The organism is Bacteroides sp. NGMCC 1.200775 (assembly GCF_040798045.1).
GTDB classification, from domain to species: domain Bacteria; phylum Bacteroidota; class Bacteroidia; order Bacteroidales; family Bacteroidaceae; genus Bacteroides; species Bacteroides hominis.
In genome coordinates, this window is sequence record NZ_JASCQK010000001.1 from 354,609 (window position 1) to 378,191 (window position 23,583).

The following is a 23,583-nucleotide window of genomic DNA, read 5'->3' on the forward strand; positions in this document are numbered from 1 at the left end:
TGCAATCTAATCTGTGCAAGGGCTGTTTTTTATCTGTTTATTCCCATTTTTATTTGGTTCTTTTCAATACCATTGCTGTTCGCGCAGGAATATAGAGTTTCAACCATTCTTTCTTTTCTTTTTTATATAAAGAATCGGGCAATGTGAAATGTTTCACACTATCGTCTGACAAGCCATTGCCTCCATAAACTACATTGTCTGTATTCAATATTACCTCATAAGTTCCGGGGGTTACCAAAAATCCATAATCAGTAAATGATTGTTTCGGATTGAAATTGAACACAAAAATCAAGTCTTTACGTTGGTATGCCAGTACTTGGTCACCATCGTTATGCCAAATTTCCTGTACAGGAGTCTGCTGAATGTTTTTAACGCTCTTGATTACTTTCAGCATGTCAGCATCAAAATCACCTAAATAATGGTAAGTCAGGTTTTTATTATCAACCAAATCCCACTGCCGGCGAGCATATTTACATGACCATCCGTTACCTTCACGCGGGAAGTCAATCCATTCCGGATGTCCGAATTCGTTTCCCATAAAATTCAGGTATCCACCGTTGATCGTACTTGCCGTAAGTAGACGAATCATTTTATGGAGAGCAATGCCCCTATGAACCATATAGTTTTCATCGCCCTTCTGCATATGCCAGTACATGTCGGCGTCAATCAGGCGGAATATGATTGTCTTATCTCCTACTAACGCCTGATCATGGCTTTCGGCATATGAGATTGTCTTCTCATCCTGTCGGCGGTTAGTTACTTCCCAAAACATGCTGGATGGCTTCCAGTCTTCGTCTATCTTTTCTTTAATGGTCTTAATCCAATAGTCGGGGATATTCATAGCCATACGATAGTCAAATCCATACCCTCCGTCTTCCACTTTGGCGGCAAGTCCCGGCATACCGGATACCTCTTCTGCAATGGTAATAGCCTTAGGATTCACTTCATGAATCAATTCATTAGCCAGTGTCAAGTAACAGATGGCATTGCCATCCTGATGCCCATTAAAATAATCTCCATAATTACAGAATGCCTCGCCCAATCCGTGGCTGTAATAGAGCATAGAAGTGACACCATCGAAACGGAATCCGTCAAAGCGATACTCTTCCAGCCAGTATTTGCAGTTTGAAAGCAAGAAATGCACTACTTCGTTTTTACCATAGTCGAAGCAAAGTGAATCCCATGCCGGATGTTCTCTGCGTCCGCCCGGATAGAAATATTGGTTCGGATCACCTGCAAAGTTGCCCAACCCTTCTACCTCATTTTTTACGGCATGCGAATGAACAATGTCCATAATAACGGCAATACCCAGTTCGTGAGCTGTATCAATTAACAGTTTGAGTTCCTCTGGAATGCCGAAACGAGATGATGCCGCAAAGAAACTTGACACATGATAACCGAAACTACCATAATATGGATGCTCCTGTATGGCCATAATCTGGATACAATTGTATCCCTCTTTGGCAATGCGTGGCAAAATTTTCTCGCGAAATTCATTATATGTTCCAACTTTTTCCTCTTGCTGTGCCATACCGATGTGGCATTCGTAAATCAGCAATGGATCGGTACTGGGTTTAAAGGTTTTCTTTTTAAATTTAAATGGCTTCTCCGGTGCCCATACCTGAGCACTGAATATTTTGGTGCTTTCATCCTGCACGACCCGGTTAGCCCAAGCGGGAATTCGTTCTCCCTGACCACCTTCCCAGTATACATGTAATTTATATAGATCGCCGTGTTTGATAGCGTCAGCAGGCAATTTAATTTCCCAGTTACCATTTTTCAGGCGTTTTAGTTTATAAGTAGGTTTTTCTTCCCAATTACTGAATGTACCTACCATGTAAATATGCGACGCATTCGGTGCCCACTCACGGAATATCCATCCTTTATCAGTGCGATGTAAACCGAAATAAAGATATCCGGAAGCGAAGTCCGACAACGTAGATTTTCCCCCATTGGTCAATTCGGCCTTCTTATCCATGGCATGTTCAAAACGTCCGACGATAGCGTCTTTGTAAGGTTCCAGCCAAGGATCATTTTTAATCAGATTAAGAGTCTTTTCCATAAAAAGGATGTATTATTGTGTTTCAGAATTTGTTTTTAGAGTCATTCAGGATATACCTATCCAATCGTTATTCAAAATCATCGATAGTAAAATTCGTAAAATCAGCAAAGCGTTTGAATTGCCGGAACACCTCTTCTGTTTTATCCAGAATATCAGGAGCCAGGAAAAAACTGTCTGGCACAGAATAAGCACAAGTAAATTCTTTAGGTTTCAAATAATCAATGTATTTGAAATCTTTAGGAAAACCTTTAGGAGCAGTTTTTAGAAAATCTTCACCAACGACTGGAAAGAACTTTTTGAATTCAGGATCTTCCACAATTGAACGATACTCGTCAATGTTATCATAAATAGATTGACGCAATGCTTTTAAAACGTTGGGTGGCAGGCATAAACTACCTCCGGCCAGCATACAACCTTCTGGTTGTATATGTACGTAATAACCACTATGATTGGATTTTTTCCCTTTCGCATTAATATATCCTCCGAAATGATTCTTATAAGGAGTTTTATCAGAAGAAAAACGGGTGTCTCGGTAAATACGATAGGTACAATCTTTGGGTTGAATGCCACGGATACTTTCGTCAAAGAGTGAAATACGGGCAATTACGGAAGAAAGGAAGTTTTCAAATTCTATGCGGGCTATTTCATATTCACCCCGATGTTCATTAAACCACTCACGATTGTTATTCGCAGTAAGGTCTTTTAAAAAACGAAAGATAACAGGTATATTACTCATTGTGTCATTCTTTTCTGTTTATATCCCACAAATATATAAGAATTATTTGTAACTATCCATAAAATTGACGAAAAACAGGTATAAAAAAAGTGTCGGCTACAAAGAGCCGACACTTTAACACATTTATCAATAAAACAGACGCCTCTGTTTCTGACGTACTTACTTATCACAAGCTGGTACAATCTCTTTAATTAATCTTATATCTAATACTATGAAAAACACATCTATATAACATGCCCCAAAGAGGTTTTGTTCAAACAGACCAGAAATAAACTTGTTAATAATCGTTATATCCGTATGAGATCCTGATTGACATCAATCTTTATCTTACCAAAGTCGATCATTGCGTTGAATAAACAGATTTGAGAGTATTCAAACAACCGCTCTACGGTTATTTCTTTTTCCTTGATTAGATTCATAGCTAACAATGATGCTCTTCGGGTACCTTTAAGGAGAGGCTGTTTTGGGGTATACCATTCATTTCCATCGAAAAGAGCAATATTACCTATAGATGTATCTGTCAGAAGTCCATTCTTGACAATTAGTATGTCGTCTTGTTCCTGTCTGCGAGCGAAAAGTTCATTAATTACACTCCGATCTGTACTTTTGTAAGTGTAATCGATATCATCCGAATAAACAATCTGTAAAGAATGTACCGGACGTATCTGATAAGACGTATATGTAATCTCCTCTATTTCGCGACCATAGATTACTCTGCACTTCATCACTCCTTCGCTTGATACAGGATAAAGGTATTTTGATAGCTCTAACGCTGGCTGTTCCGGCCAGAAAACTGCACGTGTCCGGTTCATCCGATTCGTGTGATAATCCAGATTATATATTATTCCTCTCTCTATATGTATTGTTTCAATAAATTGGCACATAAACTTTCTGCTTCATTTCATTATATTCACTTTCTAAGTCACTTTTACAGGTAATCCCTCCTCCACTCTTAAAAAACATTTTTCCATCTTGTTCTTCAATGAAACGAATCATGACGGCACTATCCAACTTTTTTCCGTTATAGTATCCGGTAATGCCAGTATAAAACCCTCTATCATAATTTTCCGCCTGTTCTATTATCTCCATCGTTTTATGTTTTGGGGCTCCCGTAATGGAACCGGCAGGGAGAAGCTTGAAAAGAATATCTCCCAAACAGGAAACATAATCTTTCGGCAAAATCCCACTGATTTCCGAACTGGTCTGTAAAATAGGGCCGTGATTTGTATGGAGAGTATCTACATAGCGATAACGGGTTACAGCTACACAATCTGCCACCATACTCAAATCATTCCGTATCAGATCAACAATTGTGGCATGTTCTGCCGCCTCCTTTTCATCCTCCATCAATACCTCCAAGGCGGAAGGTAAAGTTGCGTCCATTGTTCCTTTCATAGGATAAGAACAAATCTTCCCATTCTCTATACGAATGAATATCTCTGGGGAAAAAACGACAAAGCGATTCTTCAGCCAAAGTTTGTATAAAGCTTGAGAATGATAAAAAATATCTTCCAATCCTAAATTTGTAGCGACCGGAGTTATACAGGTGAGATTCGTTAAAAAACTATTTCCTCCCAGAATATTTCTGCGTACAATATCGAACGAAGTTTTATATTGTACAAGCGATATTGGGGTCGGCCTCCATGTTATAGGAGATTGTAAAGGTATAGGTACAGACGTACAGTTGCTAAAGCCATTCAGATTATAAAGAAGCTCAGACGGGTCTATATTATCTATCTGCTCTACAAAAGAACAATCTTGTTTATAGTTTATAATAAACAGAAACGCTTTTCCTGTTTTGGCCAGTTTATTTATACGGTCGATAGCTTCATTTTTACTATAGGATTGCATCATTCTTTTTTTCACTGTTTAGTTCAAGTGACAAACTTACAATAAAAAACAGATGCATACAAAAAAATAGGGTTGCTGATTTTAGCAACCCCATTCTCTTCTATCTTTAGGATAATCTTTTTATTTTATCATTCCTTTTGCTTGATCTTGCATCTGTTTGATTTCAGTTCTATTGGGTGACAAGGTAATTGCCTCTCCCAGGTAGTCTACGGCTTTTTTGAAATCTGCATCTGCTTTGGCTTTCTCGGAAGCATATTTTTCTTTGTTCGAATTTGCTAAAGGAGTTGCTTTCTGCAGAACACTTGCTCCATTGTTATAGAACAAAACTCCCAAGCTATATAAAGCATCAGTCTTCCACTTTTTACTGCTCACGTCAGTTGCATGTTTATAATTCTCTTCTGCTTTTTCAATATTGCCTGCCTGCTGAAATTTCTGCCCCTCTTTTAAATAGTATATTGCATATAGCTTTTCAAGCGTTGCATTGCCTGGAACAGCTTTGATACCTTCTGCCAATGTAGCAATATACTCCTTATTATTCTTCATATCACGATAGGCAGCCGATTTACCGATATATGCATTTGCTAAGTTGTACCTTTTTTTAATTGCAATATCAAAATAGTTGGCAGCTTCATTATATTTCTTTATGTTATCCGCACATACGCCACAGTTGTATGCAGTAACAGAGTCCTGATTATTAGTTAATTTCAGGTATTCGCTATATTTCTCATAAGCAACAGCATAATTTTTTGCATTCAAAGCGTCATTACCTTCATTCTTCAGTTGATTCGGATCAGTAGTCTGCGCAAAGAAATTATTTGCGGTAAAACATAAAGCAAGTAATAAAATAATTTTTTTCATGGTTATTGTGTTTTTTAATTGTTTATCGTTCAAATGTAACACGAATCTTATGTAAACACAATATATTTTTTCATCTTTTGACTTTTTTGAAAAGTCAATAACGATAGTTATTTTTCCGTTAAAAAAAGTGATAAAATACCAATCTGATAATATTCCGGAAGCCATACACCAACTTTATGCCCGCTGCAAAATACTTTTGTCCGTTGGCATTTTCTTTATAAAATCATTACCTATCGGGTATGCCCCCATTTCATCTGAAGAATATGGTTTAAAGAAATATTCAATATTCTCGCGGGATAATTCAGGATTCAGCCACTGTTCTTCATCTTCCGGTGACAAAATAGCCGGCATTCGGTGTTTAGTGTTATGTATGTAATCCGTCAACGAATTTGTAGCAGTCGTTATGATGGAGAAAGTAGCATGCTGCCTACCCGATTCCTTATCTGTCCAGATGTCATAAATGCCTGCCATTGAAAAGATGGATTCATTTTTAACATAAATATAATAAGGAGTCTTCTTACTCTCTTCATGTCTCCACTCAAAATATCCAGTAGAGGGAACGATACATCTTTTCCTCATTATAGATTCACGAAACGACGGCTTTTCAAATATTGTTTCTGCTCTTGCGTTTAAGGTCATTTTACGCATCTCTTCAGCATCCTCTTCTGTCTTTACCCAAAAGGGAATAAGTCCCCAATTGAATACCTGTATCTCATCAGATGCAGTGATAATCGGATATTTGGGAAAGTTAAAGGCGTTAATGTGATATTGTTCGTTAAGAACATCCCGATATATCTCAATGATATCAGATTTTCGTCCGTAACGTGTAGCCAGTTTTATAGCTTTGGCAGACATTGAATTATGAAAACACATGGTTTAGTAGTTAATAGTTAGTATTTCATTAATATTGGTTATATAACATCCAGATGGCTTTACTTGTTTCCATCCACTACTTTAGTTGTTTTCTAAATTCTTTCTACCATGCCCCTATTAGGGCATGTTTTCTACCTTTTTGAAGAAATTCGCACGATTTTGATCTGAAACGATATAGTACTAAGTGTCTGATAGCCAGAAAATGACGAAAGGCAAGCAGTCTTTTTACAGACTACTTGCCTTTACGTTGTGATTCCGAAGCGATTCGAACGCTTGACCCACGCCTTAGAAGGGCGTTGCTCTATCCAGCTGAGCTACGGAACCATCCTTGATTGCGAGTGCAAAGGTAGTGCTTTTTCTGAAATCTCCAAAAGAATCTATGACTTTTTTTACTTACATTTTCATCACACTATTCTATAATCCTAAAGGTAAGCCAGTTAAATACCAAATAAAAAGTAACATAGTCCAGCCTATCAATATATATACAGAATATCGCCAAGTATATTTTAAAAGCGAACCATAAGTGGCCTGTTTATCGTATTGTTGCATATAGGTTAATACTAAAGGCATATAAAACATAAATGGGGTAATGGCATTCGTCGCACTGTCACCTATCCGAAAAGCGCATTGCGTCATATCCGGTTCAATCCCCATCCGTGCAAATACAGGTACGAAGATAAAAGCCATAAAGGCCCACTTGGCAGTCGCAGAAACCATAATCAGATTGATTGCAGCAGTGAACAATATAAACAGGATGAGAGTCCATAATGGACCTGCTTGCACCGAAGAAAGCAAATTAGCCCCTATGATAGCCACACATTTATCAAGATGTGAATATTCAAGGCAAGCAAACATCTGAGCAGCAAAAAAAGCAATGACAAGATAGCCACTCAATAACTTCATCGGTTTTGCCAGTCCCTCTATTACATCTCCGTCCGTACGATAACGTCCGGAACTAAATCCGTAGACCATTCCCATGATTGCAGCTCCCAACGATAGTAAGAATAAAATGCCCATAATGAAAGGTGAACGTATCAGTCCTCCATTTACTCCCCGCAAAATACCCCAAGATGAAAAAGTAGCCCATAGTATGATTGAGGCGTAGATCATCCCTACTACGATTGCCATAGTCATAGCCCGACGTTCTTTCCGTGAGAGTTGTTTATAGACCTCAGATATTTGCATTCCTTCATATTCTCCCAAAGAAGGAATCAGTTGTTTACAGGTTATTCTATAAATAATAGCTCCAATAATAAATGTAGAAACAGACATGAAATAATAATTGCATAAAGGTCCTGTGTTTCCCTGATATACTCCGGAGTCGATGGCCGCCTCTTGTGTGGTACGGGCTATCAACGGATCCATTGTACTCAACATCACATTGGCACTGTAGCCACAAGATACCGATACGTATGCAGTGATGATTCCTGCTACCGGATTCAATCCAACCGAATAGAATAGAGTAGCTGCTATCGGCAGTAGTATGATATAACCTGCATCCCCCACTATATTCGATAACAATCCCAGGATAATCACCCAAAGAATTATTTTTTTAGTGTTTCTCCGGTTCTTCACTCCCTGTCGGATACAAGCATCGATAAATCCGGAATGTTGGGCTACTCCGATGCCAAACATTGCTGTCAGTACCATGCCCAGCGGTGCGAACCCGGTAAAGTTAGTGATCGCATTCCGCAACATCCAGCGAATCCCCTCCGGACTCAGCAGACTCTGCACACGAATTTCCGCTCCTGTTTGCGGAAGCTGTACCCTTAGTCCATAGATATCGAATATCCAAGATAAAAAGATGACTGCCAGCGTAAACAGGAAGAACATCGTTGCCGGATGCGGAATGCGCCATTTACTCTTCATCGGCTTCCAGATTGTCCAGATCGATAATGCGAAGTTCTAATGCACGAACCACCAGCCGGGTTGCGTTTACTCCCACCCGTTCACCTTGCGGAAACAACCTCCCAATCAAATCGTTTTGCCGTTTTTCCAGTGATTTCACTCCGAAAGGCATACCCTTCAGGTTAGCTATCATCTCTTTGGTATATCCTAAGGCCAAGTGGCGGAGAAACCGTTCGTCATATTCATCGATATCATAGCTTATGACAGCTTCCTGACGTTTAGCGTCATTGGCAACGGATTTTTTAAACCGCTCGACAATCTTCTCCAGAATAGGATAATTAAATACCAGTTTTTTGCCATCCATCACGGCCTGCACATCTGTTTTGGTCAGTAATTCACCTGTTTTCAATATAATTCCATCTGCTCCGGCGTTCAATACGTCTACCCATAACTTTTCATTTAGAATTTCTCCTGTGAATATCAGCACCCGCACCCCTGGATAGCGTTTAAATATGTTCCGGCAAATATCGACACCGATCGTCGTAGAACCTCCCAACCCTAAATCCAGCAATACCATATCGGGTAACTGAGTCTCCATCAAAGGCCAGAATTCATTTTCCGTCATTGCCGTACCAATTACCTGGGCATTCGGTATTTCATGACGGAATATTTCTTCGGTTCCTTTCAGTTCCAGTTTGACGTCTTCTACAATAATTACTTTAAATTTCTTATCTTCCATACTATTATCTATGTATATTAGTTTTCTTATCTTTTAGGTACAGTAAAATAGACTGTAAATCCTCCCCCCTGTGCTGGTTCGGCATTGATGCGACAACCGCGTCTTCCGGCAAATTCATCATGATCACGGATAATTTGTTTGCATATCAAGTATTCAGTTCCGCGCAACTCACCTTTTTCCCCCGAAGTCATACGTGCCAGATTCGGATAAAACAACAGGTTCAGTTCTTCTACGTGTTTTTCACGTCTTCTGTCTGTAAACAGGAAACGAATGTATTCTCCGTCTGCGACAGCTTTTAATATCAACTCTCCATCCTGATGGAAAGAGAGGGCTTCATCAATCAGGTTTTCCATAAGAAAACGCAATTGATTGATATCTCCTATTACTTTAGCTTCAAGAGGCTCTATAGCCATCGTTATCTTATTAGCACCCCCTTTACCAGCTTTCTTGAAATACTTACCGGCATATGCCATTATATCGGCAACCGGAATTGTTGTTCTCCGAAATGTAACCTCTTCCAACTGACGTGAAACACACGAACTCAATATCGTAAAAATACCTTTATAATATTCTATCAGCTCACTAATGGTCTCTACACTCTCCTTCTCTTCCTCTTCTGAGAGGGACTGCACATTCAACCTGCCGATGATCTGTTTGATTTTATTCGGATAATAAATCGTTTCATGTTTAATGGTCGAAAGGCAATTATCCAGTACCATGTTCTGTACATGCAGCATACTGTCTTCCCATGAAGCTCTTCTTGTTTCTTCATGTGCTGCTTCAATATCGCGGTATTTCGTAGCAAGCCTGACAACTGCATTAAAAACCACAATGCCTACATATCTGGAGATCAATTGAAACAGCAGGCGGTCTGCCTCTTGCATGCTTTCTTCCTGCCTTTCCAAATATAATACACCCACACACTGATGTTCACCTCCCGCATCGACCAGCAAAGGCAATGCTTGCATGTCTTTGTCCGAAAGATAAGACTGACAGTCAAAACATTGTTGTACAATTTCCGGAGTCACATTCATGCGAGGACTGGAAGCAAACTCAAGCCGATGTCCCATTTCGTTATATACAGCAATGCCTAACCTCTCTATGGTCAAAAGTTCGTTTACCGAGTCAAAAGCTTCATTTACAATTCTCTGTGGTATCTCTTTCAGCGTATCTTCTTCGCGTTGCAAAGCTTCTGCCGATTCTTGCGTACGTGTCAGTGAAGAGGCAAATACTTTTTTGTTAATCTCCAGGACTTGCTCCAGATTCAGGCGGTTCAGGAGCCGTTTGCGCATGTACAAAAGATAATAGCCGCAAAGAGAAACCACTAACAAAAGAATACACAAAATAATCCCTACTGTCTTATTAGTAGTCGACCGTTCCAGTTGACGGCAATAACCTTCCAGAGACTGATCTTCTCCAGTCAGTTTATATAATGCCGTATAAGCGACATTATTGTAATTATATGCATCCAGTTTTTTGAGACCTAAGAAAGCGACTGACGCTTCGTTTCGCACATCCAATATCACATGGAAATCGGTATTGAACGGTTCCACCCACCATTCCAGTTCGGCCGGTACTCCACTCCCCACCAGTTTCATATATCGTTGAGGATGGCGAGCATACTTTTTATAATGTGCATTCAGTCGGTTTAGTGCCGAATCGGCATACTGCAAAGCGAGTTCAAAATTTTCTATCACATTACAATAGTACACTGTATCAGCAAAGCGGGAAGCTTCGTCTAATAAACGTTCGTATTCCTCTTCAGCTACCAAGGTTACGGAGTCGACAGGGACATCTTTCAGTTTCTCCGGCATCGGTTCATCCTGACAAGAGAAGAAACTGCAAGATATGATCAGGTATAGCCAGATCCCGAAGATCTTACGTATCCCGGGAGGCAACCGGAAATAGAAGCGACTTCCTTTACCCGGTGTGCTCTCTACGTTAAATGTACACACCCTGAACAAGTCGTTGGTCTTTTTGTATTTCTCAATAATTCCCTTACAGTTCATCAGTCCGAACCCACTGCCTTTACTGCGTTTCAGTTCTTCTTGATCCGTACTTTCTTTCATCCCTATCGATTGAGAATCATAGACTTTCTCACCGATAATTTTCGTTATATCTTCAGACGAAAGTCCCCGTCCGTTATCCTCCACAGAAATCTCCACATATTCATCGGTCGTCCCAGCATATATCTTTACGGTACCTCCCTCCGGGGTATATTTGCGGGCATTCTCGGCCAGTGTGTTAATCATAAACAAGGTCAGAGCTTTATCCGCCTTTACCAATGCCCCTGTCGGTTCTATTTCAAGCCTCTGCTTCTTCATTTCAAAAGCTTTACGCCCTTTGCCTATTAACTCAAACAGTTCGTTCAGCTCAAAATTTTCAATATTCAGGCTAAGTGAACCTTGTCTCATTTTAATCCACAACGCCAATATATCATTGTATTCATTGATAGTAGTGACCAGTTCGTCAATGTACTGGTACTTCTCTTTTTTTATCCGGTCGTCATTAATAAAGCCTTTTTCCGTCAGCTTGTGGACTTCGTTAATAATCCGATCTATATACGGATTGATTCCGTCTACGATAGCCAGGCAGGATTTTTTTATCAGGTTCTGACGTTTGTTTCCGGCGATGTGCTGTTCATAAACATACCTTTGTTTTTCCAGCTTATTTCGTTCATCACCCAATGAAATAAATGTCATTCCATTGTCTAATGCCCAAGCAATATAAGGAGTTATTACTTTCACCAACGCCTGTTCGTCTTTATTCAGCCGATGGCGGGTAAAGAGAATCAAAATACCGATAGGATCTGTTTTATCGGGTACATATAAATTAAAGTCGGCTCTTATACCAATCTCGCTACCCGGCTTTACTTCAGTTTCCTGTTCACTTTCACATTCTTCGTCAAACTTAATTTCTCCAGCTTCTTCATCCCTCACCCCGATTCTGATTCCTGTCGCACTAAACAATTGTTCCATATCCGGCAATATCGATCCAGCGATGGCACGTACAATCTCACTTTCATCCGCCACATCAGCCGGGATAGAAGCGGTGATTTTCTGACAGACATCCAATGTTTGTTTCAAACGGGCAATATGGATGCGGTTTCGTACTTTCGATCTTTTGTTGAACAGCCAAAACATGACAGCAACCAGTACGAGCCCTATAACTACGAAAAATAATACCACATTCAACTGTCTGGATTCTTGTTCCAGAGACAGGTAACGACTCTCCAGTTCCTTGTCTTGACGGGTATATCGCAAGATATCCAGATAGACATTTCTATTATAATCCGAAGCCGGTTTCATACCCAGACACGCAAATGACACACTCAACTGTTCACGTATTCTGGAGATCCATTCCGGCACAGTTTTCACCTTTTCTTTCCCAAGCCAGGTTACTTCAGTATATGCCACATCTTTGTTTGGGACAAACACCTCCAGTTTATCAAGTGTATCTGCTACAGAATGGTAATATGTTATATGGTGCTGGTTCACGCAATCCAACGCTTTTGCCAACGTGTCCAGCGCTTCTGCATAGCGCCCATGAGCATTCAGATATTTGCCGATTGATACATAGGCACCCGCTATTTGATAAAGGTCGTTATATTTGCGAAAACGTTCCAGTGCCATTTGTCCTAATCTCAACGGCAACAATGAATCTACAGGCATACCGAATCTTGTCAGAGCATGCGAACGCCTGTTCAGGAATAATTCATAACTACCCGGAGATGCCATCAGATTGGCAAGCCCCTGCAAGCCATTTCCTTCGAAGTATAAATATCCTTGCTCCGATGCCATTTTCCAAGTGGTATACAGTTCATCAAACTCTTCAAGCTTCCGGTCTTCCGGTGTTTTCCCCTCACATAAACCGGCTGAACCTTTGATATAATGAAAATAGAGAATTTGGTTTGTATCGGCTGCCAACTCCTCGTTTTGCCGTATTTCGTTCAGCGAAGCCATCGCCTCGGCACGTTGTTGCAGATAGTAGTAATAAACCGCTGAAACGATAAAAAACTCTGTAAAAGCATAATTCAACCGGGCACTTTCGTGACGATCTATAAACAGGTTACTTTCTTCATCAATCCGCTTCATTCTCCGGATTGCACTATTCCTGTAATCATAGAACTCTTTATTCATAGCTGTCCGCTGATAAATTTTCATCAGTCCGATATCAGCAATCAAAAGCTCCAGTTCATTTTTCGTCAGATTGTAGACCTCTTTATACAAACGTTCCGCATTATCAAAATCCATCCGCATGAAAGCGCAGAAAGCAAGATTATTGGAGGCTTCCGCTTTTCCCTGCTGGTACATGCTAACCTCTTTATAGGCCTGCGACGCAGCCCGGCAAGAAGAATCCAGATTTCTATATCGATAAGTATATGCCAGTTGGTTTAGCGAATCGATATGCTGTACCTCCTTGGTTGGAGCTGTATCGACACAAGAGAAGAATGTCGTTAGCAACAACACACAAAAAAGCACTATAGGCAAACGCGGATTCATTTCTTTTCGGATACAATTAGTGTTCAGGTAGCAAAACTACAATTTTTTCTACAATAAGTCTTTTAAAATGCCCAGATAATTCATACCTTTGCGCGCAAATTATAACCAATAGGTAACAACTATTACACACAATGAGCGAAAAAGCACCCTTTATGGTATTCTCGGGAACTAATTCGAGATACCTGGCAGAAAAAATCTGCGCAAGCCTCAATTGTCCTTTGGGAAACATGAATATCACCCACTTTGCTGATGGTGAATTTGCAGTTTCTTATGAAGAGTCAATTCGTGGCGCACACGTATTCCTGGTTCAGTCCACTTTCCCTAATTCTGACAATTTGATGGAACTTCTTCTGATGATCGATGCAGCCAAGAGAGCGTCTGCAAAGAGCGTCGTTGCAGTTGTCCCCTATTTCGGATGGGCACGTCAGGACAGAAAAGATAAACCACGTGTTTCTATCGGCGCAAAGCTGGTAGCAGACCTGCTTTCAGTTGCAGGCATCGATCGTCTGATCACAATGGATTTGCACGCAGACCAGATTCAGGGCTTCTTCAATATTCCGGTGGATCACTTGTATGCTTCGGCCGTGTTCCTCCCCTATATTCAGTCATTGAAGCTGGAAGAACTCGTAATTGCAACTCCCGACGTCGGTGGTTCAAAAAGAGCAAGTACATTCTCCAAGTATTTGGGTGTACCCCTGGTTCTCTGCAATAAGTCACGTGAGAAAGCAAATGAAGTAGCCTCTATGCAAATCATCGGCGATGTAAAAGGTAAAAACGTAGTATTGATTGACGATATTGTTGATACAGCCGGTACTATTACAAAAGCCGCCAACATCATGCTTGAAGCCGGAGCCAACTCAGTACGCGCCATTGCCAGTCACTGTGTAATGTCCGATCCCGCATCATTCCGTGTTCAGGAGTCAGGACTGACTGAAATGGTCTTCACCGACAGCATTCCTTATTCTAAAAAATGTGTCAAAGTAAAACAGCTGAGCATTGCCGATATGTTTGCCGAAACAATTAAACGTGTAATGAACAACGAATCCATCAGTTCACAATACATTATCTAAGAAAGATAGGATAAAGGACAATAAAAAAACGTAGAACTTTCAGTTCTACGTTTTTTTATTTATGCTTATCTCTGCTCTGTCTATTGTTCCAGTCGTCCGAATTTGTAAGTTCCTTTACGGATTACTTTTCCGGTACTATCTGTTTCTACAAACGGTCCATTTTTCTTACCTTGCTTGAAGAAGCCTTCATAACGATTCCCGTTTTTATCTTCTTCCACTCCATTGCCTTCCTGCAATCCGTTCACAAATCCACCTTTATATTTGGTACCGTTTGTCAAAGTAAGAGTACCTTTACCATTAGGCTGGTTATTCTTCCATTCTCCCTCGTACACATCCCCGTTGCTCCATTTATAGGTTCCATGTCCGTTACGCTTGTTATCTTTCCATTCACCTTCATATACGGCACCGTTAGCCCAGGTAAACGTACCTTCACCATCCTGCATGCCATCTTTGAAGTTACCTACATATTTGTCACCATTAGCATGATAATATATACCGGAACCGGTACGTTCGCCCTGCAGATATGAACCTTCATAGCGGTCGCCTCCCAGAAAGAAGATACCTTTTCCATGTTGCAAGTCGTCCTTCCAGTCACCCACATATTTTTCACCGTTTGTATATTCAAAGGTTCCTTTACCTTCACGGACATCATTTTTCCAGTCACCGTCATATCTACAACCGTCATTCCATTCCAATACGCCTTTACCGTCTTTTTTATCATTTTTCCAGTCGCCCACGTATTTGGAACCGTCTCTCCAAGTGTATGTTCCTTTACCTTCACGTTTGTCGTTCACCCAGTCACCCACATATACGTCTCCATTATGGTAATACATCGTTCCCGGCCCGTGCTGATAATCCTGAAACCACATACCGTCATAACGGTTATTGTTCATAAAATAGTAGATCCCGTTGCTATGTTGCTGGTCCTGGTACCACTGTCCTTCATACCGTTCACCGTCTGGGAAAGTATAAACTCCGAATCCCTCACGCTTACCTTTTACGTACTCCCCTTCGTAAACGTCGCCATTCTTAAAAATAGTCTTACCTTTACCGTTTGGCTTACGTCCCTTCATTTCTCCGGTATATACGGAGCCATCCTTAAACGTGTAGTTTCCTATTTTAATTTCAGTAGAGAAGGTGTCCCGCACTTTGCTGAAGAATCCACCTTTATTTTGTGCGACAGCACTCCCTTGCGAAAGAGCCGCTAAAATGAGTGCTGTATAGATGTATCTTGTTGTTTTCATTTGGCAAATATACAATTTATACACTAAAGCTGCTTTCTTTTGACGCATTTTTATGCTAACTTTTTACCTGCAATGACCTCTTTTAAATTCTCTTTGCACAAATAACGACCTGCTAACTCCCGTATTTCTTCCGGCGTAACCTCCTTCACAGCTTGTAGCGAGCGGGCAAAATAAGCATCATCCAAACCGGAAGTAAGGATAAACATCCAAGCGTCAGCCAGTGAGAAAGGTGATTCATAATTCCGGCACATCTCTCCAAGCATATAGTTACGTACCATGGCCAGCTCCTCCGGTGCCACCCGGTCATTCTGCAATTTATCGATCTCCTTGTAAACTTCCTGTATCAACGGTTCTACATATTCATTCGCTGTCTCCGTGCTGATGCCAAGCAGGCCACTACCCGGATAGAACATGATCCCGGCAGAAATTCCATAGGTATATCCTTTATCTTCACGAATATTCGACATCAATCTACTGCCGAAATACCCCCCGAACAGAGTGATCAACACTCGTAGTTTCAGATAATCGGGATGTGTTCGCAAGATAGTTGTAGTTCCCAATTTCACCGCACTCTGCATTGCATCTTCTCTTTCCGTGAAAATACGCTTCTCCGGGACCGCAACAAACGGATATTCTTTCTTAACCAGCCTTTGCTGATGATTGCCAAACGGAACCGTACCGAATGCAGCTTCTATACGGCGGGTAATTTCGTCCGTTACTTTACCGGAAAGGTAAATATAGCAATTTCCCGAATGATAATACGTATTATAAAACTCACGCAATAAGTCTGGAGTTATGTTATGATAGTCTGTCTCCTCCACATAGCGTCCGCATGGATGTTCTTCACCATAAAGTGCCCTCAGTAGACTCCTGTGTGCCAGAAAATCCACTTTTGACGTATTAACCAAATACTGCTGAATATTGGCATCTATTACCGTATTCAGCTCTTTTTCCGGAAAAAGCGGCTCTTTGATAATCGATTCAAGCACATCGAGCGTTTCGGCAAAATACTTATTCAGTGAGTACAGTGTGACATATGCATATTCCACCGAACTGGATAGTTCGAGCCATGCCCCGTAATAATCCAGCCTTTCAGCAATCTCTGCTGCGGTATATTTCCGGGATCCTTCACGCAACATACGGTTCGCAAACAATGCCTGTAGTTTTTTCGACTGTTGCCAACGTCCGCCACCAAACAAAATGTCAACGCGTACCACATCCTGTTCGCCGGCATTGATAACCGTCAACGGTACTCCGTTCGGCATTACCGTACGTTCCGGAGGAAGGATGTTGAACTGAACTAATTCCTGAATTTCGGGTTGAAGTGTCCGGTTCATAATAAATTATTTTTCTGTAAAAACTTCTCTGCCTCTTCCAGGTCCTGAGGTGTATCGATCCCGATTGTCTCTACTTCACTGATTCCGACTTTAATGGTATACCCGTTTTCCAGCCAGCGAAGTTGTTCCAATGATTCAGCCAGCTCCAACGAAGACTGTGGGAGTGAAGTTATCTCTTTCAGTACTTCTGTTCTGTATGCATATAGTCCGATATGTTTATAATAAGTGTGATTTTTCAACCAATCTTTTTTATCCGCGTTACGTTGGTACGGGATCACAGACCGGCTGAAATACAATGCATTCATGTTCTTATTCAGTACTACCTTCGGAGAATTCACATTTTCCAGCACGGCAAGCTCGTCATCTGCCGGAAAGGGTTTCACTAAAGTAGCAATCTGTGTAGACACATCTTCAAAGCAGGCTTTTACAGCTTTCAGCTGCGAAGGCTGAATAAAAGGTTCATCTCCCTGTATGTTAACCACTACATCAAAGTCCCCGCCTATCTTTGTACAAGCTTCATAACAGCGGTCTGTTCCACTTTTATGGTTAACAGAAGTCATTATTACCTTGCCGCCAAATGCTTTTACAGCAGCTTCGATCCGTTCGTCATCCGTGGCTACATAGGCATCATCAAGTACACCGGCCACTTGTTCATATACACGTTGTATCACCGTTTTTCCTCCCAGCATAGCCAATGGTTTTGCCGGGAAGCGGGTAGAAGCATAACGTGCGGGAATTATTCCTAAAAATTTCATATTTCTTATATTTAGTTGCGAGCCATAGGCTACTTCAGTTCTTCAAGTCCTTTGAGAATATAGTCTCTTTTCAAGTCTTCCGGTTTCAATACCCGGTTATCAAAAACGAGTAAGTCGATATCCAGACAAACCTTTTCCCTCTTTTTGTCTTCCTTCTCTCTTCCAGCCTCCTTTTCGATTGTTTTCAACTCTTTCACCACCCGTTCGGCGTCCGCATCAGTATAGAAGCGAGCCACTTGGTTAGAGAATAATGCCGGATTACGAAAGAATAACGGCCTTGTTTCCTGCTCACCCGTAAAGCGGATGGAGGGAAACAGAGCCGTCAGCCTCCTGCGGGCAAGAAGGAGATTCTCCTTCCGGTTATAATTACTTCCGATACAAATCAGACAGGAGTGCATCACTGACTACGTTAATTGAATAAATCGTCCAGTCCCGATGCCGGTTCATCTATGATGCTGTCCCCCGAAATACTGAAGTCTTTGCACGGGTCAAATCCGTCAGGGAGTTTAAAAGTCTCTTTCGGATCATATCCCAATGTCTGGTCTGCATACACCTTATGCATGTATTTTGTCCAGATGGGCAATGCCAGCGCAGCACCCTGCCCGTCTTTCATATAGTCAAAATGGATATCCCGTTCTTCACCGCCTACCCAGCAACCGGATACCAGTGAAGGAGTGAATCCCATAAACCATCCGTCCGAGTTGCGCTGAGTCGTTCCGGTCTTACCACCCATATCGGCTGTTATTCCGTACCTGCGGACACGTCCTCCTGTACCTTCATTGATTACGGCACGCAGCATTACCAGCATCTTATAGGCACTCGATGCACTGATCACCTCTTCCATCTGTGGCGAGAAGGTGGACAACACATTGCCTTCACTGTCTTCTATTTTGGTCACAAACAAAGGTGCTACCCGAATTCCCTTATTCGCAAAGGCTGTATAAGCACTGACCATCTCTCCTACCGAAATTTCGCACGGACCAAGACAGAGAGATACTGTAGGTTGAATTTCTTTATTGCGTACCCCGAAAGTGTGGATCAGACGTGCCAACGCATACGGGTTCAGTTTACTCATCAAATAAGCCGATATCCAGTTATTTGAGTTGGCAAGTCCCCATTTTAAAGTTACCATTTCACCATAATGTCCTTTCGAAGTATTCTTCGGTGACCAGGGCTTTCCATTTTCATCAATAAGGGTGATTTCCACGTTGCGTGTTTCATCGCAGGGAGAGAATCCGTTTTCCATTGCCAACGCATATAGATAGGGTTTAATAGTAGATCCCACCTGTCGGCGCCCCACCATCGCCATGTCATATTGGAAATAAGTATAGTTCGGCCCACCCACATATGCCTTTACCTGTCCGTTTATCGGATCCATCGACATAAATCCGGCACGCAGGAAGTGTTTATAATAACGGATGGAATCCATTGGAGTCATAATGGTATCTTTTTCACCGTGCCATGTGAAGACTGACATCGGCTCCGGCTTGTCGAATGCCTTCTTGATCTCTGTTTCCGAGGCCCCGGCTGCTTTCATGCTCTGATAACGGCTGGTCTGCTTCACTGCCCTGTCCAGAATGCGGTCAATCTCTTCTTGAGTCAATTGATTGCTGTACGGAGCTTTTTTGCGTCCTTTCTTCTCTTTGAAGAACAGAGGTTGCAGATAGTCTCCGATATGCTCTTCCACTGCCTCTTCGGCATAACGCTGCATGTGCGAATTGATGGTTGTATAAATTTTCAGCCCGTCCGTATAGATGTTATAGTTCGAACCGTCCTTTTTCTTATTTTTCTCACACCAGCCATACAACGGATTCATTTCCCAGTCGATCGAGTCTTCATAGAACTTTTGCATCTGCCAGCCACGATAGTTACTGCGAACGGGTTTAGAAGCAGTCATCACACCACGCAGATATTCGCGAAAATAAGTAGCTAATCCTTCTTTATGGTCCACCCGGTGGTATACCAGCTCCAGCGGCAGGTTCTGCAACGAGTCACACTCCTCCTCCGTGATATATCCGGCTTTTCTCATCTGGTCGAGTACAGTATTCCTTCGTCCACGCGAGCGCTCATTAAAGCGTACCGGATTGTAGAGTGAAGGATTCTTACACATACCGATCAGCGTAGCCGCCTGTTCAACTTTCAAGTCTTTCGGTTCACATCCGAAATAGGTATAGGAAGCTGTTTTGATTCCTACTGCATTGTTCAGAAAGTCAAACTTATTGAGATACATACTCAGAATTTCCTCTTTGGTGTAATATCGCTCCAATTTCACGGCTATCACCCACTCTATCGGTTTCTGAAACAGACGTTGCAGAGTGTTTTTGGCAACTTCATCTGTGAACAGCTGCTTGGCAAGTTGCTGCGAGAGCGTACTACCTCCACCTGCGTTTTTCTGCATCAATAATCCACGTTTCACTACAGCGCGTATCAGTGCCTTGGCATCAATGCCCGAATGTTCGGCAAAGCGTACATCTTCCGTTGCTATCAGTGCATTGATGATGTTAGGTGAAAGTTCATTATATGAGGTATATACACGATTCTCCTTACTAAGCGACCATGTTCCTAAAACCTTACCGTCCTCCGAAAGAATTTCGGTGGCAAACTTGTAATTTGGATTTTCCAATTCTTCCACAGGAGGCATATATCCAATCCATCCATAAGCGATAGAAGCAAATACTGCAATTCCTGCCAGCACCATCAGTGCAAAGAAAATCCAAAGGCCTTTTACTATCTTCTTAACCATTTTATTCCGTAGTTTTATTCGAAGTTGCAAAGATAATCATTCCCTTCCATCTGACAAGCGTTCCCTTCCATGTTTGCACACAAAAAAGCCTAAGCGAAGTAAAAAAAGGCTCCCGGCCGTCCCGTTTTTTCGGGAATCGGCCGGAAGCCATACACACATCCTGTTTTCTATTCGTCTGTTACAGGATCATTACCTCTCCGTCAGCCGTTTTATGCCGTCGGATCATCTACGATACCTCCGTCTCCTCCATCAGTTGTCCCTTTCAGGTAATCGTCCAGACTGATCAGGTCCAGTTTTTCACCCGCACGGGTAGCCGTTTTGGTAATTTTCAACTCTTTGTTAGCCTGAAAATAGATACGTACAGCCTCTACACTTTTGGCCGTGATGTCTTCTTTCTTTTCGGCACCTTTCGACTTGGCTGCGAGCATAAACACCCCCAATCCTTCAATGTTTACCGCTTTTCCTTCCAGCAGCTGCTCTTTCAACTTTTCTACAAAATTCTGAATCGTACTCTTAATATCACCTACCGAAAGTGATGAACGGTCTTGGATTTTCTGTGCTATAAACTTCAGGTTTACCGACCGACCCAATGTAATGAGTTGCGGATAATACCTCTTCGGAGAATTCTCAACGCGCGGATCTGACGGGCGTTGCACTGTTTTAAAAATTACACTCATACTACGTTTCTTTTTAAAGATTTAAATTTCATTTTTATAGTCTCGTTTCGTTGATCAACAGTGCAAATATCCGGTTTTCCCTGAAGAGTACCAAGCAAAACAGCCCCTCACGGAGTGTTTTTCAGGATTATGATATAACTCGCTTATTATCAACTGATCTCACGACTACATTACAGAATAGCTTTATTTTCTTTACTCTGCCTTTAATCTCATATTATTTCTGTCGCCAATATGGATGCAAAGCTGTTGCAATATTAAAATCTGATACATTAAATTCATAATCCCAATCAAGTCGAGTCCATAAACCTGAGTTTTCTCCAATGATAAATACTACACTATCACATAAGACAGCTTCAAATTCATATGGATGCCGCCCGATCTGAAAGTTTAGAATTATAAACCGAACTGGGGACTTGTCTTGCTTTGGAATCACAACAGAAGTGCATTGGAAAATCGATTTAGCTTGCCGACCGATAGACCTGTTGTTTTTGCTCATCACTTCAATGGCTTTCTTTGCGTTTCTTGATACCGCCTTTGGATTGTAAACTGGGCCATATTGAGGCTTGATATCAGCAAATAATAAATCCATTTGCCTTGATAACTTCGTAAGTCCCTCGATAATCATTTCTTTCATGTTCGTTGGGCTGATTTTACAAAAGTCTTCCCATGTGGCAAGTTGTTTTTCAGTGGGAAAATTTTCATTCCCGACGTCAAACCACGCAACAAAAATCTCCATTCAAAGAATCTATGTTGATTGGATGTTTGGTTTCATATAATCCTAGGTCTCCAATTCTCCAAAATTGGGAATTGAAACCTGATATGTTATTTACTATTTGTTGAAGGCAAGAGAACTGATGTTGTTCGCCTTGCTTTAAGGCATCAACAGTTTTTATTCGTTTCTTTTGTAATAGATCAATAATATCTTTCATTTTATTCTTTAAATTGATAATGTCCACTGGCTATCTAACTACGCAATTTGTTCGATACGACTCTTTTGGCATACTATCACATGTAGAACAAATGATATTTTCACACATAGAGTCATTCCTTCCGAGATTTACAACATCAGCTTATGGACTTCATCATAATTCTAATATCTAATAAATTAATTATCAGAAATTTATATACATATCATCCGACCGCACATAATCATGTCTCTAAAAATACGGTTTTGTCTAATTACTCACAGAGGAATCTGTTCTTTTTTTCTTCTATCCTATAAAATAGTATTTCATGACAGTTGTTACTCCAATCATCATATTATTATGATTCGTAATAGTAATCATCTTACCAAGATACCCTTTCATAGATGCAGACAATTTTGTAAAATGTAAGTTAGACAACAAAATAATATTCTAAAAATCAAAAAGATATAGTTCCTACAAAGAGAATTATCGGAAGGAGGTAAGACTGATTACCTGAAAAGGGTGTAGCTATCCAAGGTGAAAGGTGTAGCCATAACGATCGGATGGCTACACCCAAACAACAGTTGGGCTACACCTTTCTCAAATGCAATTTTGGAGAAAAGCTGAAGAATAATTGCGTCCGGGAATGAATTGTACGAGCATAAGAAGATAACGATACAAAATCTGAGGATGATTCTGAAACCATGGCACAATAAAAAAGAAATCTCAATGAACAATCGCATGGAGAAAAGGAATGATCTTCATAGATTAGTCACCACAGATTCACAAATTACACAGAGAAAAAAGAAATCAATAGATGTGATTTGAATATCTGCGTAATTTGTTTAGCTGTGGTGAAAAGAGTAGCTGGTATTATGTAGCAAACTCTATTTAAACAGTCCGGGATAAATCTCCCCTCCTGTTTCGCTTACATTAAGAGTCTGTAAGAGTTTACCGTCCGGAGAATAAAACAACTGAAATTCCGAATCAGTGTCATATTCCTCCACTTCGATTATGATGACCGCCGGCTGCTTGGGAAAAGTGATGATTCTTACATCTTCCAATTGCATGGACGCCATCGTACTTTGCATAAAGGCCTTTGCCACAACAGGAGGAACAGCCTCCAAAGATTCGACATCGGTCTCTGTCATCAACCATTTACCTTTATCACTGAACCAGACGTTTAGCTCCCGCCCTTTCACCCTGATATCGGCAATGTGATAATCTCCTTTTCGTTCCCAATCGACCGTGGTCACTTTAGGATACATTTTCTGAAAGGCTTCCTGCACTTTATCGGGAGGAGGAAAACCGGCTGAAAAAACAGTGCTGGAAATGAATAACAACATTGCCATCAACAAAAGGGGGCTAAGCTTCTTTATCATT

At 41.1% G+C, this 23,583-nt stretch carries 18 protein-coding genes and 1 tRNA gene; 1 reads left to right on the forward strand and 18 read right to left on the reverse strand.

What is annotated here, in order from left to right; translation table 11 throughout:
- Nucleotides 1-49 precede the first annotated feature (49 nt).
- The 10 genes from QK890_RS01590 to QK890_RS01635 all read right to left on the reverse strand — a co-directional run bounded on the left by QK890_RS01590 (nucleotide 50) and on the right by QK890_RS01635 (nucleotide 13,469).
- Nucleotides 50-2,062 (reverse strand): alpha amylase C-terminal domain-containing protein, encoded by a 2,013-nt coding sequence (locus tag QK890_RS01590; RefSeq protein WP_367627132.1) that lies wholly within the window; start codon nucleotides 2,060-2,062, stop codon nucleotides 50-52.
- 67 nt (nucleotides 2,063-2,129) lie between these two features.
- The gene (locus QK890_RS01595) at nucleotides 2,130-2,798 is read right to left on the reverse strand and encodes a DUF2461 domain-containing protein (RefSeq protein ID WP_005777676.1); all 669 of its coding nucleotides are present in this window, start codon (nucleotides 2,796-2,798) and stop codon (nucleotides 2,130-2,132) included.
- A 287-nt stretch (nucleotides 2,799-3,085) separates the two neighbouring features.
- The gene (locus QK890_RS01600) at nucleotides 3,086-3,682 is read right to left on the reverse strand and encodes an aminotransferase class IV family protein (protein ID WP_005777672.1); all 597 of its coding nucleotides are present in this window, start codon (nucleotides 3,680-3,682) and stop codon (nucleotides 3,086-3,088) included.
- Nucleotides 3,666-4,649 (reverse strand): aminodeoxychorismate synthase component I, encoded by a 984-nt coding sequence (locus QK890_RS01605; protein ID WP_080594334.1) that lies wholly within the window; start codon nucleotides 4,647-4,649, stop codon nucleotides 3,666-3,668. The genes QK890_RS01600 and QK890_RS01605 overlap by 17 nt, the downstream gene beginning before the upstream one ends.
- Nucleotides 4,650-4,769: 120 nt before the next feature.
- A complete protein-coding gene (locus QK890_RS01610) occupies nucleotides 4,770-5,507 on the reverse strand; it encodes a hypothetical protein (RefSeq protein ID WP_005806012.1) in 738 nt (245 codons plus the stop codon).
- A 174-nt stretch (nucleotides 5,508-5,681) separates the two neighbouring features.
- Nucleotides 5,682-6,380, reverse strand: a complete 699-nt coding sequence (locus QK890_RS01615; protein WP_005806010.1) for an SOS response-associated peptidase — start codon at nucleotides 6,378-6,380, stop codon at nucleotides 5,682-5,684.
- Between the two features lie 250 nt (nucleotides 6,381-6,630).
- Nucleotides 6,631-6,704, reverse strand: a tRNA-Arg gene (locus QK890_RS01620).
- A 90-nt stretch (nucleotides 6,705-6,794) separates the two neighbouring features.
- Nucleotides 6,795-8,249 carry an AbgT family transporter gene (locus tag QK890_RS01625; RefSeq protein ID WP_022012743.1) on the reverse strand — a complete coding sequence of 485 codons (1,455 nt, stop codon included), beginning with the start codon at nucleotides 8,247-8,249 and terminating at the stop codon, nucleotides 6,795-6,797.
- Nucleotides 8,239-8,967 carry a DUF5932 domain-containing protein gene (locus tag QK890_RS01630; RefSeq protein WP_005777656.1) on the reverse strand — a complete coding sequence of 243 codons (729 nt, stop codon included), beginning with the start codon at nucleotides 8,965-8,967 and terminating at the stop codon, nucleotides 8,239-8,241. The genes QK890_RS01625 and QK890_RS01630 overlap by 11 nt, the downstream gene beginning before the upstream one ends.
- A 26-nt stretch (nucleotides 8,968-8,993) precedes the next feature.
- Nucleotides 8,994-13,469, reverse strand: a complete 4,476-nt coding sequence (locus QK890_RS01635; RefSeq protein WP_220575593.1) for a DUF5113 domain-containing protein — start codon at nucleotides 13,467-13,469, stop codon at nucleotides 8,994-8,996.
- A gap of 131 nt (nucleotides 13,470-13,600) precedes the next feature.
- Between QK890_RS01635 and QK890_RS01640 the strand changes: the two genes are divergently transcribed.
- Nucleotides 13,601-14,539, forward strand: coding sequence for a ribose-phosphate pyrophosphokinase (locus tag QK890_RS01640; RefSeq protein WP_005777652.1), 939 nt, complete (start codon nucleotides 13,601-13,603; stop codon nucleotides 14,537-14,539).
- Nucleotides 14,540-14,619: 80 nt separating this feature from the next.
- Here the strand turns inward: QK890_RS01640 and QK890_RS01645 are convergent, their stop codons facing one another.
- The 8 genes from QK890_RS01645 to QK890_RS01680 form a co-directional block, all read right to left on the reverse strand.
- A complete protein-coding gene (locus QK890_RS01645) occupies nucleotides 14,620-15,783 on the reverse strand; it encodes a phosphatidylinositol-4-phosphate 5-kinase (RefSeq protein WP_367627133.1) in 1,164 nt (387 codons plus the stop codon).
- A 50-nt stretch (nucleotides 15,784-15,833) separates the two neighbouring features.
- Nucleotides 15,834-17,120 carry a M16 family metallopeptidase gene (locus tag QK890_RS01650; RefSeq protein WP_367627134.1) on the reverse strand — a complete coding sequence of 429 codons (1,287 nt, stop codon included), beginning with the start codon at nucleotides 17,118-17,120 and terminating at the stop codon, nucleotides 15,834-15,836.
- The gene (gene kdsB, locus QK890_RS01655) at nucleotides 17,117-17,875 is read right to left on the reverse strand and encodes a 3-deoxy-manno-octulosonate cytidylyltransferase (protein ID WP_005777647.1); all 759 of its coding nucleotides are present in this window, start codon (nucleotides 17,873-17,875) and stop codon (nucleotides 17,117-17,119) included. Before kdsB ends, QK890_RS01650 begins: the two co-directional genes overlap by 4 nt.
- A 29-nt stretch (nucleotides 17,876-17,904) precedes the next feature.
- Nucleotides 17,905-18,273, reverse strand: coding sequence for a 2-amino-4-hydroxy-6-hydroxymethyldihydropteridine diphosphokinase (locus QK890_RS01660; protein WP_005805998.1), 369 nt, complete (start codon nucleotides 18,271-18,273; stop codon nucleotides 17,905-17,907).
- A gap of 11 nt (nucleotides 18,274-18,284) precedes the next feature.
- Complete coding sequence (locus QK890_RS01665; protein ID WP_032539311.1) at nucleotides 18,285-20,618, reverse strand: transglycosylase domain-containing protein; 2,334 nt, start codon at nucleotides 20,616-20,618, stop codon at nucleotides 18,285-18,287.
- 209 nt (nucleotides 20,619-20,827) lie between these two features.
- A complete protein-coding gene (locus QK890_RS01670; protein ID WP_005805993.1) occupies nucleotides 20,828-21,295 on the reverse strand; it encodes an HU family DNA-binding protein in 468 nt (155 codons plus the stop codon).
- A gap of 214 nt (nucleotides 21,296-21,509) precedes the next feature.
- Nucleotides 21,510-22,031 (reverse strand): hypothetical protein, encoded by a 522-nt coding sequence (locus tag QK890_RS01675; protein ID WP_233481147.1) that lies wholly within the window; start codon nucleotides 22,029-22,031, stop codon nucleotides 21,510-21,512.
- A gap of 1,056 nt (nucleotides 22,032-23,087) precedes the next feature.
- A complete protein-coding gene (locus tag QK890_RS01680; RefSeq protein ID WP_220575655.1) occupies nucleotides 23,088-23,579 on the reverse strand; it encodes a PepSY-like domain-containing protein in 492 nt (163 codons plus the stop codon).
- Between the last annotated feature and the right edge of the window lie 4 nt (nucleotides 23,580-23,583).